This window comes from Thiocapsa sp. (assembly GCF_035467215.1).
Taxonomy (GTDB): domain Bacteria; phylum Pseudomonadota; class Gammaproteobacteria; order Chromatiales; family Chromatiaceae; genus Thiocapsa.
Window position 1 is genome coordinate 1 of record NZ_DATITZ010000188.1, and the last position, 15,200, is coordinate 15,200.

The following is a 15,200-nucleotide window of genomic DNA, read 5'->3' on the forward strand; positions in this document are numbered from 1 at the left end:
TCTGAAACAACCAAGCCATTCCGGCTCATTCTCCCCCTCTACCCAACCCCTCTCCCGCGAGGGGAGAGGGGCTAAGATGGATCACTCAGCGATCGCCGCGCGGTCGACCCCACTTGGGACCGCGCGCGAAGGGGGACTCGCCGCTCGGTTGTTTGGACTGCCAAGGTTTTGCCCCGGGGCGGACCTGCCGGCGCTTGGGGACCGGCGGTGTCAGGCCGGCCTGTGCCATCAAGGTCTTCTGCTCGTCCTCGGACAGGGGTCGCCAGTTCCCGGTATAGAGGCGTCGACCAAGCTCGATATTGCCGTAGCGGACGCGGATCAGGCGACTCACCTGGCAACCGGCGGCCTCCCAGAGTCGACGCACCTCGCGGTTGCGTCCCTCGCGTAGGACGACATGAAACCAGCGGTTCGCACCCGTGCCGCCGCGCTCGGTGACGGCGTCGAACTTGGCGAGCCCGTCTTCCAGCTCGATGCCGGCGGCGAGGCGCTCGAGCGTTCCCTCGGGCACGTCGCCGAGGATCCGCACGGCATACTCGCGCTCGACCTCGCGCGAGGGATGCATGAGCCGGTTGGCCAGCTCGCCGTCGGTGGTGAAGAGGATGAGCCCGGAGGTGTTGATATCGAGCCGGCCGACCGCGATCCAGCGGCCCTCTTTGGGCTTGGGCAGACGGCGAAACACCGTCGGACGCTCCTCGGGATCGCGGCGCGTGACCAGCTCTCCTTCGGGCTTGTGGTAGGCGATGACTTGAGGAAGTTTGTCTCGCCGCCCCTTGAGCTTGACGTCTTGACCGTCGATGCGAATCCGATCCCGGCTGGTCACCCGATCGCCGAGCTTGGCGAGATCTCCGTTGACCCGGATCCGACCCTCGCTGATCCAGCCCTCGATGGTGCGCCGCGAGCCCAGGCCCGCGTCGGCGAGGGCTTTTTGCAGGCGCACGGGCTCCTCTGCGGGAGGCGGCGGCTGGGGCGAGCGTCGGTCGGTTTTCATGTCGGGTTCTCGGGTTTAACGTTTTGGGCGGCCTGCCTCCTGCCTCTTGCTTCCAGCGAGCAGCTATCCATAGGCTTGTGGCTTGGATTCGGCTCTCGGACGGCAGATTGAAGCTGGCGGCTGGCGGCTGGCGGCTGGCGGCGATCCTACGATCATACACCAGCGTCGTCTCGGGGCTTTTCATCCGCGCCGTCCGGGGTCGGCTCCTCGAGCCTCAACTCCTCGTCGATCAGGAAATCCGGGGCGCGGATCTCGGCGAGGGTCGGCAGCTCGTTGAGCGAGCGCAGACCGAAATAATCCAGGAACTTGCGGGTGGTGGCGAAGAGTGCGGGGCGACCGGGGACGTCGCGATGGCCGACCACGCGGATCCATTCGCGCTCGGTCAGGGTCTTGACGATCTGGGTGCTCACGGCGACCCCTCGGATGTCTTCGATCTCGCCGCGCGTGATCGGCTGGCGATAGGCGATCAGCGAGAGCGTTTCGAGCAGTGCCCGCGAATAGCGCGGCGGACGCTCGTCCCAGAGACGTGCGACCCAAGGGGCGATGCTCGCGCGCACTTGGGTGCGCCAACCGCCGGCGACCTCGACGATCTCCAGACCGCGATCGGCATAGTCCTCCTGCAGCGCGGCGATCACCGCGAGCAGCTCCGCACGCGACGGACGCTCGTCGTCCAAAAAGAGCGCCAGGAGCTGATCCAGCGTCAGTGGCCCGCCCGCGGCGACCAGCGCGGCCTCGACAATTTGTTTAAGCAAGTTCTGCCTCGTCGAGGATCTCGCCCGCAGCGTTCTCGCGCAGGCGCACATGGATGGGCGCGAACGGCTCGGCTTGGACCAGCTCCAAGGTCGCCGCCTTGATCAGCTCCAAGAGCGCAAGAAAGCTCACCACGACCCCGGGGCGACCCTCGGTGACATCGAAGAGATCCGTGAAGGCGAGGAATCCGCCATCGCTCAGACGCTCAAGCACCCAAGACATGCGCTCGCGCAACGACAAGGACTCGCGCTCGACGCGGTGGCGCGTGAAGAGATCAGCGCGGGCCATCACCTCGCGCATCGCCAGAAGCAGCTCGCGGAAATCGACATCCGGAGGGACGCGCTGGACATGGCCGGGCGGCACCTCGACGCGGACGGAAAAGATATCGCGCTCGAGCCTGGGGAGTGCATCCAGGTCCTGCGCCGCCTGCTTGAACCGCTCGTACTCCTGGAGTCGACGCACCAGCTCGGCGCGCGGGTCCTCGCCCTCCTCCTCCGCCGCCTGAACACGCGGCAAGAGCATTCGGGATTTGATCTCGGCCAGCATCGCGGCCATGACGAGATACTCCGCCGCCAGCTCCAGGCGCAGCTCGGTCATGAGGTCGACATATTCGATGTACTGGGCCGTGATGGCCGCGATCGGGATATCCAGGATGTCGAGGTTTTGGCGCTTGATCAGATAGAGCAGCAGATCCAGCGGGCCCTCGAAGGCGTCCAGAAAGATCTCGAGCGCATCCGGCGGAATGTAGAGATCCACAGGCAAGGTCAGAAACGGCAGGCCCCGCACCATGGCGAAAGGCGCCGCCTCGAGCGGCATCTCCTGCTGCTGCCCCGGCGGCGGCTGACGGTCTGCACCCTCGTCCGCCATACTCAAATCCCTAATACAATTCGATTTTTAAGGTGATTTTCTGGTCTGCACATTCCGACTGCGCATGCCGAAAGACCTAAATGGCTTCGTGTGTGCGAATAAATTCGCACCTACACCCGGTGTTGCCTTTCCCTGAAATTCCCTAAACCGCGCCCCACCGCCGCCAAACGATGGCTGCACCACCGAGAGCACGTCGCGCCATCGCATGAACGCTAGGCGCGGTTTAGTTCATGACCAACGACATCGCGTGCCGAACCTCTTCGAGCGTCTCGTGCGCGACATCGCGTGCCCGCTCGCAGCCGTCGTTGATGACGTTGCGCAGCAGCTCCGGCTGAGCGGCATATTCGCGTGCACGCTGCTGCATCGGCATCAGCTCTGCGAGCACCCCGTCGATCACCGGCTGCTTGCATTCCAGACAGCCGATGCCGGCGGAGCGACAACCCTGCTGCACCCAGTCGCGGACCTGATCGTTCGAGTAGACCAAATGGAACTGCCAGACCGGACACTTCTCCGGATCGCCCGGATCGGTCCGGCGCACCCGCGCCGGGTCGGTCGGCATGGTGCGCAGTGCCTTCTCGACATCGGCAGGCTCGTCGCGCAGGGCGATGGTGTTGCCGTAGGACTTGGACATCTTCTGCCCGTCCAGACCCGGCATCTTGGACGCCTTGGTCAGCAGGGGCATCGGCTCGGGCAGGATGACGCGCCCGCCGCCTTCGAGAAAGCCGAGCAGACGCTCGCGATCGGCCAGAGTGATGTTGGCCTGCCCTTCCAGCAGGGCATGCGCGACCTTCAGCGCCTCTTGATCGCCTTGCTCCTGATAGCTGCGCCGCAGCCGATCGAAGAGCTTGGCGTTCTTCTTCCCCATCTTGCGCTTGGCCTCTTCCGCCTTCTCCTCGAAGCCGGACTCGCGACCGTAGATGTGATTGAAGCGGCGCGCGACCTCACGCGTCAGCTCGACATGGGCGACCTGATCCTCGCCGACCGGGACCTGCCCGGCCTTGTACATGAGGATGTCCGCGCTCTGGAGCAGCGGATAGCCGAGGAAGCCGTAGGTTGCGAGATCGCGCTCCTTGAGCTTCTCCTGCTGGTCCTTGTAGCTCGGCACCCGCTCCAACCAGCCAAAGGGCGTGATCATGGAGAGCAGCAGATGCAGCTCGGCATGCTCGGGCACGCGTGACTGGATGAAGAGTGTTGCCGAACCCGGATTGATCCCGGCCGCCAACCAGTCGATCACCATCTCGCGGGTGCTCGTCGGGATGATCGAGGGATCCTCGTAATGCGTCGTCAAGGCATGCCAGTCGGCGACGAAGAAGAAACACTCGTACTCGTGCTGCAGCTCCAACCAATTCTTCAGGACGCCGTGATAGTGCCCCAGGTGAAGACGGCCCGTGGGACGCATCCCGGAGAGGACGCGCGAGTGGTGTGCGGAGACGGAAGTCAAGGTTTGGCAGCCTCGTAATCAGACGAAGAAGAGCTCTCTCACGATCGCCGAGCCGGGGAGCAGGCCCACGGTCCCGATCACGATCGGAAGCAGGACGGCACCCAGGAGCCCGGTAATCAGCAGCGCCAACAGGATGATGAGACCGAAGGGTTCCAGTCGCGAGAAGTATACGGCCACCTTCGGCGGAAGCACGGCGTTGAGCACTCGCCCGCCGTCGAGCGGCAGCAGAGGGATCAGATTCAGGACCATCAGAAACACGTTGATCAGGATTCCGGCGGCGCCCATATAAACAAGCGGCAGGGAAATCCATTCGCTGACCGGCAGCAGCAGCACGCCCAGCTTGATCATCCCGCCCCAGAAGAGCGCCATCAGCAGATTTGCACCCGGACCCGCAACCGCCACCAAAGCCATGTCGCGACGCGGATGATGCAGGTTGCGCCAGTTGACCGGTACGGGCTTGGCCCAGCCGAACAGAAATCCCACCAGGAAAAAGGTCGCGAGCGGAACGACGATGGTCCCGATCGGATCGATATGCTTGATGGGGTTGAAGGTGACGCGACCGAGCATCAGAGCGGTGCGATCGCCCAGCTTGCTTGCGACCCAACCGTGCGCGGCCTCGTGGACCGTGATCGCGAACAGCACCGGGATGACGAGGACGGCCAGCAGTTGGTAGGGGTTCAGGGCTTCCATCGCGGCATTATACTCGGCGCGCACCGCTGCCGCGGGTCATTCCTCGAACAGGTTCGCATCGCCCTTGCCGAGACGCATGAGGCTCGGCGGCTCCGCGGTCATATCGACCACGGTCGTGGGCTCGAGCCCGCAGAACCCCCCGTCGATGATGAGATCGACCTGCTTGTCGAGCAGCTCGCGCATCTCCTCGGGGTCGGTCAGGGGTCGATCGTCGTCCGGCATGATCAGCGTGGTGCTGAGGATCGGCTGGTCGAGCTCGCCGAGAAGTGCACGGCAGATCTCGTTGTCCGGCACCCGAATGCCGATCGTCTTGCGCTTGGGATGAAGCAACCGCCGCGGGACCTGCTTGGTCGCCTCGTGGATGAAGGTGTAGGGCCCCGGGGTAAGACTCTTGAGCAACCGAAACGCCTGGTTGTCGATCTTGGCGTAGGTCGTGATCTCGGACAGGTCGCGGCAGACCAGGGTAAAGTTGTGCTTGTCATCCAGTTTGCGGATGCGGCGAATCCGCTCCATGGCGGACTTCTCGCCGATCTGACAGCCGAGCGCGTAGGAGGAGTCTGTCGGATAGAGGATGACTCCCCCCTCCAAGAGGATCTCGACCGAGCGACGGATCAGGCGCGTCTGCGGGTTCGCGGGATGGATCTGAAAAAACTGCGCCATGGTCCGAGATCAACCGACCGCGACGCGACGGAGACTCGGCTCTTCGTCGAGCTCCGGGTCGAGCTGCGGCCAATCGTGCCAGATCGGCGTACAGGCGGGCGGCAGTGCGGGCAAACGCCCAAGCTCGATCCAGGGGTTTTCGGGGCCGTGATAGTCGGAGCCGGCGGAGGCCAGCATGCGTTGGTCGCGTGCGAGGCAGCCGAAATTGAAGACCTCATCGCGGCTGTGGCTCCCGGAGACCACCTCCAGACCCACACCGCCGCACTCGCGAAATTCGCCGAGAAGCTTCAGCAGACGGGTGCGGGTGAGCTTGTAGCGCGCCGGATGCGCGATGACGGCCTGACCGCCGGCGCCCGTGATCCAATGCGTCGCCTCTTCGAGCGTCGCCCATTCGCCACTGACATGACCCGGCTTGCCGTTGACCAGATAGCGGTTGAAGACATCCCGAAGGTCGAGCGCATGACCCTGCGCGACCAGGAAGCGGGCGAAATGGGTACGTCCGATCAGACGACCGTTCGAGAATGCCTTCGCGCCGTCGTAAGCGCCTTCGATACCCTGTTTGGCCAGACGGCGCCCGATCTCCTCGGCACGCCAACCGCGATAGGCGAGCAGCCGGCTCAGTCCGGTCTGAAGCGCAACATTCTCGGGGTCGATATTGAGCCCGACCATATGGACGGTGCGCCCGCCCCAGGTCACCGAGATCTCCACCCCCGGGATGAGCCGAAGGTCAAGTGCGTCGGCCGCGACTCGCGCCTCGGCCAAGCCCTCGGTGGTATCGTGATCGGTGAGGGCGATGACCCGTACACCGGACGCACAGGCGCGCTGCATCAGCGAGGCGGGGGCCAGCGTGCCGTCGGAGGCGGTCGAGTGGCTGTGAAGATCGGGGCTTTTTATCATGGCTCTAGTCTAACTGATCCCTCGAATGCATGCCTCGGGCCGACGTTAGATACCGCGCGAGACGGGGATGGTCGTGCTTGCTATATTCCAGGTATGGGGGTCGGAGTCCGCTTGCAACGACTCGACGCCGCGCCGCTTCAGAACGCAGGTCGGATCGGTCGATGCGGCCTCGCTTATTTCATGTTGCCAGGATGATCAGCCCATGCTCCCCAAGGTCGACCTCAGCGATATCGCGGAAGAGCTCTCGCGACTCGGCGACGAGATCCAGCGCGCCTACGACGACTCGGAGCAGACGGTCGAGCCCGCACCTCAGGTGCCGCTGAGCGGACTGGCACAGTTGCTCGACACCGTCCGTGCGAGCGAGGCCGAATCGCGCGGCGAATCGGCGCAGGCGTTGCGCACGGCGAGCGGCGCGGAGCCCGACGCCCTGATCGACCACGGACTCGGCCTGCTGCGCCAGATCGCCGAGGTCGCGCGTCGCTTGAATCTCGAGTCGCAGGCGCAAGACGTCGAGGTCCTCGCCGTGCCTTTCGCGTGCTGGATGCTGCGCCGGGGCTGCGAGCTGCAACACCCGGAGGAGGTGGTCAATGCCTTGGCCACCCTCGCAAACCAATTGGAACAACCGGATGAGCTGGCCGAGCTCTATGGCCTGATGGGGGAGATTGCAGAGGGCATCGGCGCGGACCGCGTCCAAGGTATGGACCCGACCGACCCGACCGACCCCTGGCTCGTCCTCCTGATCAACCGCGGGATCGTCGCCACGCGCAGTCATGAGCCCGTGCTGATGGAAGAGGCGTTCGACGCGATCGGGGAGCAACTGCCCGATCACGCCCCCTATTTCTTCCGCGAGGGCATGGGACAAATGGAAGCCCTGGATTATCCGCCCCACGTCCGCGAGGTGATGCAGCGTTATTTCGACAAATGGTGCAGCGGTCAGCGACTCCATTGAACCGCGCTGAACCGCGTCTGCGGGTACATGCGTGATTTCGATCACTCTCGCGGCTTGGCGCATTCCAGCACGGCCGGTGAAGACGCGGTTCAGAAATAAAACGTTCGATTTTTCTATTTCCTAAACCGCGTCCAGCGCCGGCTTTCGGGGACCGCTCAAACCGTCTCGCCAAATCCCAACATCGCCGGAGCACTCCGGGACGCGGTTTAGCCGGCGATCAAGTGTTTTTGGAGCCGATACAAGAGCGTATCCCGAGTCAGCCCGAGCAGGCGTGCGGCCCGGCTCTTGTTCCCGCCGGCCAGCGAGAGGGCTTGGCGGATCAGCTCCGCTTCGAGGTCGTTGAGATCGATCCCGTGCGGCGGGAGCGAGAAGCCGATGTCCGTCTCTGACTGCGGTGTCCCCCACACCACCTCGCCGGGCAGGTTCTCGGGACCCACCTCGGTGCCGGGCAGGAGGATAACCAAACGCTCGCACAGGTTGGCAAGCTCGCGCAGATTGCCCGGCCAGGTGTAGCGGCGCAGCAGGCGCTCCGCACCGGACTTCAGCCGCGGCGGGTCGAGACGATGCCGGGCCGCGGCCGTCGCCATGAAGTGCTGCGTCAACGCAGGGATATCGAGCGCCCGTTCACGCAAGGGCGGCACCTCCAGCGGAACGACGCAGAGCCGCAGATAGAGATCGCGCCGAAACGCGCCTTGCTGAACCAAGCGATCCAGATCCAGAGCCGAGGCTGCGATGATCCGGAGCCCTGATCCGAAAGGAGACCCGTCGCGGGCGGCGTCCTGCTCGATGATGAGGTGCAGCAGTCGCGCCTGATCCGCCGCATTCAGCTCGCCGACCTCGTCCAGAAAGAGTGTTCCCGGAGCGTCCTGCGCAAACGTCGACAAGCATCGATCGAGCGCGTCGGGCGGCGCTCCCGCGCAGGCGAGCACGCCGAATCGGCCATCACGACGGGTGCTGCTCGCATGGATCTCGCGCGCAAGGGTCTCTTTTCCGGTGCCGGGCTCACCCAGCAACAAGACACCCACGTCAGTCGCGGCGACCATCGACAGGGCATTGCGGAGTCGGGTAAAGGCGGGGGAGCGGCCAATCAGTGTCGTCATGAAACCACGTCCGAAATCGCTTGCGTTGTTCTCGTGTGGGCCCGAATGCGCTCGGGGCGCTCTCTCGGGCACGTCCGGTTTTCCGTGCTGATTCTAGGTCACATTCAGGGTCGCGATCAGGGTCAAGAGTCCGAGCAGGATCACACCGAGGCCTGCGATGGCCTGAAAGCGTCGGTCCTGCCCGAGCCGAAAGAGCTGCCCGGCAAAAACACCGCCCAGTACCAAGACCGGCAAGGTCCCTGCGCCGAACAGGGCCATGTAGAGCGCCCCGGCTAGAACGCCACCTTGCGCAGGCGTGCTCAGAAGCATGCTGTAGACCAGCCCGCAAGGCAACCACCCCCAGACCATGCCGAACAAGACCGAGCGTGACAGCGTGGTCACCGGCAAGAGGCGTCGGCCGAGCGGCTCCAGTCGCCGCCAAAGTGGAACACCGACGCGCTCGATTGTCGCAAACCGCGGAAACCAACCCCCGATATAGAGCCCGATGCCGATCATGATGCCGGCGGCCAGCCAGCGCACGACCTCGAAGAGCCAAGGAGATGCGCCCGCGCCGAGCAGCGCGGCGCCGAACGCGCCCCAAACCGCCCCGGCCGCGGCATAGCTGGCGATCCGCCCCAGGTTGAAGGCCAGCACGAACAGACCGAGCCGTTTACGATCGTTGCGCGTCTCGGGCGGCAGCGAGTAGCTCAAGGCACCGGTAATCCCGCCGCACATGCCGATACAGTGCATGGCACTGAGCAGCCCGACGACGAATGCGAGCGCGTAAGCTGATCCCGTCATCGTCGAGAAAACCGTCCGACCCGATCAGCCCTCATCCTGCCCGCCTCCATCGCAACACCGCTTGCCCGGATCGCATCCCGGCAAGAGGCCAGGCTAATCGGAAGATTCAGTGCCCGCGATGACATCGATCAGGGACCAAACGCCTCGTACTGGAGATTTCTCTCCCGAACGCCTTATATTGTCGATTCAGAGTCGACTGAAATACTGAAATAACGAGGACGGGACTCATGGCATCACTGAACCTGGACCACATCCGACCCCTGCAGGAACAGCTCAACGCACATCCGATCTATGGCGCCATCAAGCGCATCGAGGACCTCCAGGTCTTCATGAGCCACCACGTCTTCTCGGTTTGGGACTTCATGTCCTTGATCAAGTACCTGCAGGCACGGGTTGCGCCCGTCACGGTGCCCTGGATGCCGCACGGCGACGCGAGTGTGCGCTATTTCATCAACCAACTAGTCCTCGAAGAGGAGTCCGACAGCATGCCGCTCCCCGGCGGCGGCGTCGAGCACGCCAGCCATTTCGAGCTCTACTGTCGCGCCATGAACGAGATCGGCGCCGACGGCGAGATGCCGAAGCGCTTCCTCGATCTGGTCACCGATGAGGGTGTCGACAAGGCCCTTTACGCGTCGATGGTCCCGATGCCGTCGCGCTATTTTTCCGAAACCACCTTCTGCTTCATCCGCGAGGACAAGCCGCATCTGGTCGCGGCCGCGCTGGCCCTCGGGCGCGAGAAGCTGATCCCGGGCATGTTCAGGCAGTTTCTGGAGCAGATGCGGATCACCGAGGCGCAGGCGCCCGTCTTCCACTACTACCTGAACCGCCATGTCCATCTCGACGAGGACTTCCACGGCCCCCTGTCGATGAAGCTCCTCGAGCAGCTCTGCGGCGATGACCCGCAACGAATCGACGAGGCCGAGACCGCCGCCGAAGAGGCGATCTGCGCCCGCATCCGGTTCTGGGACGGCGTGCTCGAGGCGATCCAGGCGGGCCGGGCGGGCTGACGAGGCAAGTAACGTAACAACTTGAATCGGGACGCGTCGCCACAATTCTCCTGAAAGTTCCCAGATCCTGGCAAGACATCATCCCGGAGCCGTACCCATGACCGAAGCACTGAGCGTCCCACTCGACAACGAAGGTTTTCTCCTCAACCGCGACGACTGGAGCGAGGAGGTCGCCATCGAGCTCGCCAAGGCGGATGAATTCGAGATGACCGATCAGGTCATGGGCTTCATCCGCGAGGCTCGAGCCATGTACGAGGCCGACGGCGTCGTGCCGCCCATCCGCATCTTCGCCAAGAAGCAAAAGGTCTCGACCAAGGACCTCTACGATATCTTCAGGAAGGGACCCATGAAGCTGATCTGCAAGTGGGGAGGACTGCCCAAACCGACCGGCTGCGTCTAAGCTGTTTCCGGAAAAGCAACAACCAGGTTGGGGCGACTTCAGTCGCCCGGACCACATCGACCAGACCTTGCAGCAATCAGCCCGCGGGAGGTCGAACCCCGTAAATCGCCGACACTCCGAACCGAGCGCAGCGATCCCCGGCCCCGGGGATACGGGTTTTAAGCCGTCATGGCAAGCCGCAGGTCCCCTTCGGCATCATTCCCGCTCAAACGCAGATCGAATCGCTCCTGCAGGATCGCGAAGACGTTCGGCGAGACGAAGGCCGGCGCGTTCGGACCCAGCGTGATCCCCTTCACCCCGAGGCTCAGCAAAGTCAGAAGGACAGCGACGGCCTTTTGCTCGAACCAACTAATCACCAGGGTCAGCGGCAGCTCGTTGACGCTGCAGTCGAAGGCTTCGGCCAACGCGGACGCCACCGCGATGGCGCCGTAGGCATCGTTGCACTGCCCCATGTCCATCAAACGCGGGAAGCCCAGATGCTCGCCGTACTCATGGTCGCGGATCCGATACTTGCCGCAGCCCAGGGTCAGAATGAATGAATCATCCGGTGTGCCCCGCGCGTAATCGCTGAAATAGTTGCGCCCCGGATCCGCGCCGTCGCAGCCGCCGATGACGAAGAAGCGGCTGATCCGACCGGCCTTCACCGCATCGACGATCGTCTGTGCATGATCCAAAAGCACCGTACGATGGAAACCGACGGTCGACTCGCCCGTGATCGCCTCCTCGCAGGGCCCGCACCGCAGCGCCTCGGCGAGCACCGCGCTGTAGTCGCCGTCGGCGATGCACTGACCACCGGGCACGGCCGTGCCGCGGGTCGTGAAGAGCCGCCCCTTGTAGCTCTCGGGCGGGATCAGCACGCAGTTGGTCGTCGCCACCACCGGGCCGGGGAAGGCCGCAAACTCCTGCTTCTGATTCTGCCAGGCGCCGCCATAGTGACCGACCAGGTTCGGATGGTTTTGAAAGACGGGATACATGTGCGCCGGGAGCATCTCGCCGTGCGTATAGACCTTGATCTCGGTCCCTTCGACCTGCCCGAGCAGGTCCCGCAGGTCCGCCAGATCATGACCCGTGACCAGGATCCCGCGTCCCGCCTGCGTGCCTTCCTTCACCTTGGTCGGCGCCGGCTTGCCGAAGGCCTCCACATGACCTTCGTCGAGCATCTGCATCACCCGCAGATTGATCCGCCCGCATTCCAGACAGTATTCCAGCAAGCTCTTCACGTCGAAGTTGACGTTGGTCATGGTTGCGAAGAGCGCCTCCTCGATGAAGGCGGACACCGTCTCGTCGGACTTACCCAAGCGCCGCGCGTGGTGGGCGTAAGCAGCCATCCCCTTCAGACCGTAGAGCAGCATCTCCTGCAGGGATTGGACATCGGCACTCTTGCCGCACATCCCGGGCGAGGTGACGCAGGCGGTCTTACGGAAGGTCTGTTCGCATTGGTTGCAGTGCATGGGTGCCTCTGAATCGAATCGGGATCTAAGGTGTCCTTGTCGCGCCGACGGACCGATGTCGATCGTTGGGGACAATCAAGGGGCCGACAGTCTGGCGAGAGAGCACGGTCGTATCCTTGACTTAGATCAAGGCGTGTAGACTCAAAGTACGGATAGAGCGGCTACACACATCTCCAAGACTCAGTCGAGCATCGCTTTTCGAGCAGAAACACCGTTATTCTTCGCAGCATCATCGAGCCGCTTGACGCCGACGCCACCCAAGCCGGCCATCGGCAACCTGGCCGGCGCCCTATTCACCCTTCCATGACGAGACACACCATGAAGCGCACGGCGATCGCGACCTTGACCTTGATCCTCGGCACCGGAGTCGCCTGCGCGGGCGAGGGGCCACACTGGGGTTACTCCGGCGCGCACGGTCCGGAACACTGGGGCGAGATCGACCCGCATTTCAACGCCTGTAAGACCGGCAAGGCGCAGACGCCGATCAACATCACCGACCGTATCGAGGCCGATCTGCCGCGGATCGGCTTCCACTACAAGCCGGGCGGGCATGACGAGGTCAACAACGGACACACCATCCAGGTGGACTACGACACCGGCAGCACCATCACGCTGGACGGGCGCGAGTTCACCCTGAAGCAGTTCCACTTTCACACCCCCAGCGAAAACCACATCGACGGCCACGAGTTCCCGATGGAGGCGCATTTAGTGCATGCGGACGCCGAGGGCCATCTCGCGGTCATCGCAGTCATGTTCGAGGAAGGCCCGGAGAATCTGGCCCTCGCCACGCCGTGGGCGGCCATGCCCCGGGCGCAGGGCCATACGGCTCACCTTGCGAGCAAGGCCTCCGCCGAGGCGCTGCTTCCCGCCGATCGAGCCTACTACCGCTTCGAAGGCTCCCTGACCACGCCGCCCTGTACCGAGGGCGTGACCTGGCTGGTCATGAAGCATCCGGTCAGCGCCTCGCACGGACAACTGACGAAGTTTGCGCGGGCAATGGGCCACCCGAACAACCGGCCGATCCAACCGCTGAACGCCCGGGTCGTGTTGGAGTAAGTCGACCGGTCCGCGGACAGGCGTCGCGCCGAGGATCAGCAGGCGGGCGCCTCGCCTGCTCCGGTCCCTACGATCCACCGTCCGGTCCGCCACTCGCCCCAACGCGTCCCGCCCGGGGTCACGCCCGGCGGAGGTGCTCGATGCACGAATGGTGAATCAGAATGTGATCGGGGTCGTCGGTCGGATCGATCGGGTCAACGAGTTCGAAAGGGGTTCGCATCACCGGAAGCCGTCGATGGCGCAGCTTCAGGGCGAGCGCATATAAACTTCACTTAAAACAGTAATCTGCGGCACACTTTGGGAAACGATTTCAGGAGTTTCCCATGTCTGCGGCCATTCTTGGACATTTTTCATTGCTTCCGGACTATCGCGTCGATCGTAGCTTCTCAAAAAGTAGTGGCAAGGAAACCAGTAAGCTACGAAAATAAGCTTCACTGCAAGACAAACTGTTGCCCCTGAGCATTTCATCTGTCGAGCATGGCTGATCCGAATCCACTGCCGGTGATTCGCGAAACGGAGCGCACACCGCTGGTCGAGCTTCTGCTCGCGCGGATCGAGCAGGTGCTTGAGGAACAGCGCCGGCAAGCCGAGCTCATCGGGCAGTTGCGCGACGAGATTGCGATCGCACTGGAGGTCAGTCGCTGGATCAGCGTGGATGATTCCGGTGCCCGGCATCAGGGCCGCAACGGCGATGTGACGCAGATCGGCAACGACTGGTTTGCCTGGTTTGCCGGCACGTACAGCAAGAGCCGGATCAACTTCCTGCAGCTGCTGCAGGCCGGCGAGCGGTGCTACAGCCTCAATTTCATCCCCCTCAACGACCGCCAGCGTGCCGATCAAGCGCGGGTGCGCGGCGAGATTTGGGATCTGTATGCCGACCTCAAAGCCTATCGGCGCAACCCCGATCCGGCCCTGTGCAGATCGTCGAGCGCTGGATCCTGGCGGCCCTGCGCCACCGGAGCTTCTTCAGCCTGAGCGAGTTGAACACGGCCATCGCCGCCCTGCTGGAACGGCTCAATCAGCGGCCCTTCAAGAAACTGCCCGGTTCGCGACGCACGGCCTTCGAGACGATCGATCGTCCGGCGCTGCGCCCCCTCCCCCTGACCCCTTACGTCTACGCCACCTGGAAACGGGTGCGGGTGAACATCGACTATCACGTCGAGGTCGACGGGCAGTATTACTCCGTGCCCTACACCCTGGTGAAGCAGGCGCTGGACGTGCGCCTCACCGACCACACGGTCGAATGCTTCCACCAGCGCCAGCGCATCGCCAGCCATGTGCGTTCGCCGCTGAAGGGCCGCCACACCACCGTCGCCGAGCACATGCCCAAGGCCCATCGCGAGTTCGCCGAGTGGACCCCGGAACGCCTCGTGCGCTGGGCCGAGAAGACCGGACCGGCCACCGCCGGGGTCATTGCTCACATCATGGCCAACCGTCCGCATCCCCAGCAGGGCTTCCGCTCCTGCCTGGGGATCCTGCGCCTGGGCGAGCGTTACGGTCACGAGCGCTTGGAGGCCGCCTGCCGGCGGGCCCTGCGCCTCGATGCCTGCCGCTACAAGAGCATCGAGTCGATCCTGCAACGCGGCCTCGACCGCCAAGCCCTCCCCGAACAGCAGAGCCTGGACCTGCCCGCCGCCCACGACCACCTGCGTGGTCCGGGCTATTTCCACTGACCGTCACGCCACAACACAGGAGTCAGACACCCATGCTGCATCATCCCACCCTGGACAAGCTCCAACAGCTGCGCCTCCTCGGCATGTCCACCGCGCTGCGCGAGCAGCTCGACCTGCCCGAGATCCACACCCTGGGCTTCGAGGAGCGCCTCGGCCTGCTCGTGGACCGGGAACTGACCGCCCGCGAGGAGCGCCGTCTGCAGACCCGCCTGCGCCAGGCCAAGCTCAAGCACAGCGCCTGTCTGGAAGATCTCGACTACACCACCCCGCGCGGCCTGGATCGCGGCCTCGTCACCCAACTGGCCACCGGTCAATGGATCCGCGAGGGTCTCAATTGCCTGGTCCTCGGCCCGACCGATTCAGCGACATGATGCACACCTCTCTACGTTACTGAAAGTCCAAGGATGTTTGATTTGAATCCCGTGTTAACGGGATCGTCGAGCCCGGCTCCCGCGCATCCGGCGGAACCAAACGCGCAAGATCATCACAAC

General features: G+C 63.9%; 15 protein-coding genes and 2 pseudogenes. 7 read left to right on the forward strand and 10 right to left on the reverse strand.

Features of this window, described 5'->3' with window-relative positions; all coding sequences use genetic code 11:
- Positions 1-85: 85 nt before the first annotated feature.
- From rluB to VLR48_RS10480, 7 genes are all read right to left on the reverse strand, one after another.
- Positions 86-988 (reverse strand): 23S rRNA pseudouridine(2605) synthase RluB, encoded by a 903-nt coding sequence (rluB, locus tag VLR48_RS10450; protein WP_325291728.1) that lies wholly within the window; start codon positions 986-988, stop codon positions 86-88.
- Positions 989-1,140: 152 nt separating this feature from the next.
- Entirely contained in the window at positions 1,141-1,740 is a 600-nt protein-coding gene (gene scpB / locus VLR48_RS10455) for an SMC-Scp complex subunit ScpB (RefSeq protein ID WP_414718603.1), read from the reverse strand.
- The gene (locus VLR48_RS10460; protein WP_414718604.1) at positions 1,733-2,605 is read right to left on the reverse strand and encodes a segregation and condensation protein A; all 873 of its coding nucleotides are present in this window, start codon (positions 2,603-2,605) and stop codon (positions 1,733-1,735) included. The genes scpB and VLR48_RS10460 overlap by 8 nt, the downstream gene beginning before the upstream one ends.
- Before the next feature lie 223 nt (positions 2,606-2,828).
- A complete protein-coding gene (locus tag VLR48_RS10465; RefSeq protein WP_325291730.1) occupies positions 2,829-4,046 on the reverse strand; it encodes a tryptophan--tRNA ligase in 1,218 nt (405 codons plus the stop codon).
- A gap of 18 nt (positions 4,047-4,064) precedes the next feature.
- Positions 4,065-4,736 carry a site-2 protease family protein gene (locus tag VLR48_RS10470; protein ID WP_325291731.1) on the reverse strand — a complete coding sequence of 224 codons (672 nt, stop codon included), beginning with the start codon at positions 4,734-4,736 and terminating at the stop codon, positions 4,065-4,067.
- 36 nt (positions 4,737-4,772) lie between these two features.
- Positions 4,773-5,396: an L-threonylcarbamoyladenylate synthase gene (locus tag VLR48_RS10475; RefSeq protein WP_325291732.1), complete on the reverse strand. Its 624-nt coding sequence runs from the start codon at positions 5,394-5,396 to the stop codon at positions 4,773-4,775.
- 9 nt (positions 5,397-5,405) lie between these two features.
- Complete coding sequence (locus tag VLR48_RS10480) at positions 5,406-6,293, reverse strand: PHP domain-containing protein (protein WP_325291733.1); 888 nt, start codon at positions 6,291-6,293, stop codon at positions 5,406-5,408.
- Positions 6,294-6,495: 202 nt separating this feature from the next.
- Here VLR48_RS10480 and VLR48_RS10485 point away from each other — a divergent pair, with 202 nt between their 5' ends.
- Entirely contained in the window at positions 6,496-7,242 is a 747-nt protein-coding gene (locus VLR48_RS10485; RefSeq protein WP_325291734.1) for a hypothetical protein, read from the forward strand.
- Between the two features lie 206 nt (positions 7,243-7,448).
- On the opposite strand, the gene VLR48_RS10490 is transcribed toward VLR48_RS10485, so the two are convergent.
- Both VLR48_RS10490 and VLR48_RS10495 read right to left on the reverse strand, forming a co-directional pair.
- Entirely contained in the window at positions 7,449-8,342 is an 894-nt protein-coding gene (locus VLR48_RS10490) for a sigma 54-interacting transcriptional regulator (protein ID WP_325291735.1), read from the reverse strand.
- A gap of 93 nt (positions 8,343-8,435) precedes the next feature.
- The gene (locus tag VLR48_RS10495; protein ID WP_325291736.1) at positions 8,436-9,122 is read right to left on the reverse strand and encodes a sulfite exporter TauE/SafE family protein; all 687 of its coding nucleotides are present in this window, start codon (positions 9,120-9,122) and stop codon (positions 8,436-8,438) included.
- A 227-nt stretch (positions 9,123-9,349) separates the two neighbouring features.
- Here VLR48_RS10495 and VLR48_RS10500 point away from each other — a divergent pair, with 227 nt between their 5' ends.
- A complete protein-coding gene (locus tag VLR48_RS10500; protein WP_325291737.1) occupies positions 9,350-10,129 on the forward strand; it encodes a DUF3050 domain-containing protein in 780 nt (259 codons plus the stop codon).
- A gap of 97 nt (positions 10,130-10,226) precedes the next feature.
- Positions 10,227-10,529 (forward strand): TusE/DsrC/DsvC family sulfur relay protein, encoded by a 303-nt coding sequence (locus VLR48_RS10505; RefSeq protein WP_325291738.1) that lies wholly within the window; start codon positions 10,227-10,229, stop codon positions 10,527-10,529.
- A gap of 158 nt (positions 10,530-10,687) precedes the next feature.
- Here the strand turns inward: VLR48_RS10505 and hcp are convergent, their stop codons facing one another.
- A complete protein-coding gene (gene hcp / locus VLR48_RS10510; RefSeq protein WP_325291739.1) occupies positions 10,688-11,980 on the reverse strand; it encodes a hydroxylamine reductase in 1,293 nt (430 codons plus the stop codon).
- Positions 11,981-12,298: 318 nt separating this feature from the next.
- Here hcp and VLR48_RS10515 point away from each other — a divergent pair, with 318 nt between their 5' ends.
- The 4 genes and pseudogenes from VLR48_RS10515 to VLR48_RS10530 all read left to right on the forward strand — a co-directional run.
- Positions 12,299-13,036, forward strand: a complete 738-nt coding sequence (locus VLR48_RS10515) for a carbonic anhydrase family protein (protein WP_325291740.1) — start codon at positions 12,299-12,301, stop codon at positions 13,034-13,036.
- A 501-nt stretch (positions 13,037-13,537) separates the two neighbouring features.
- Positions 13,538-14,011: a hypothetical protein gene (locus tag VLR48_RS10520; protein WP_325291741.1), complete on the forward strand. Its 474-nt coding sequence runs from the start codon at positions 13,538-13,540 to the stop codon at positions 14,009-14,011.
- Positions 13,951-14,709 (forward strand): annotated as a pseudogene (locus VLR48_RS10525) (Mu transposase domain-containing protein); the annotation flags it as partial. The gene VLR48_RS10520 and the pseudogene VLR48_RS10525, both read left to right, overlap by 61 nt.
- A 32-nt stretch (positions 14,710-14,741) precedes the next feature.
- A pseudogene (locus tag VLR48_RS10530) lies at positions 14,742-15,065 on the forward strand (ATP-binding protein); the annotation flags it as partial.
- Positions 15,066-15,200: the final 135 nt, after the last annotated feature.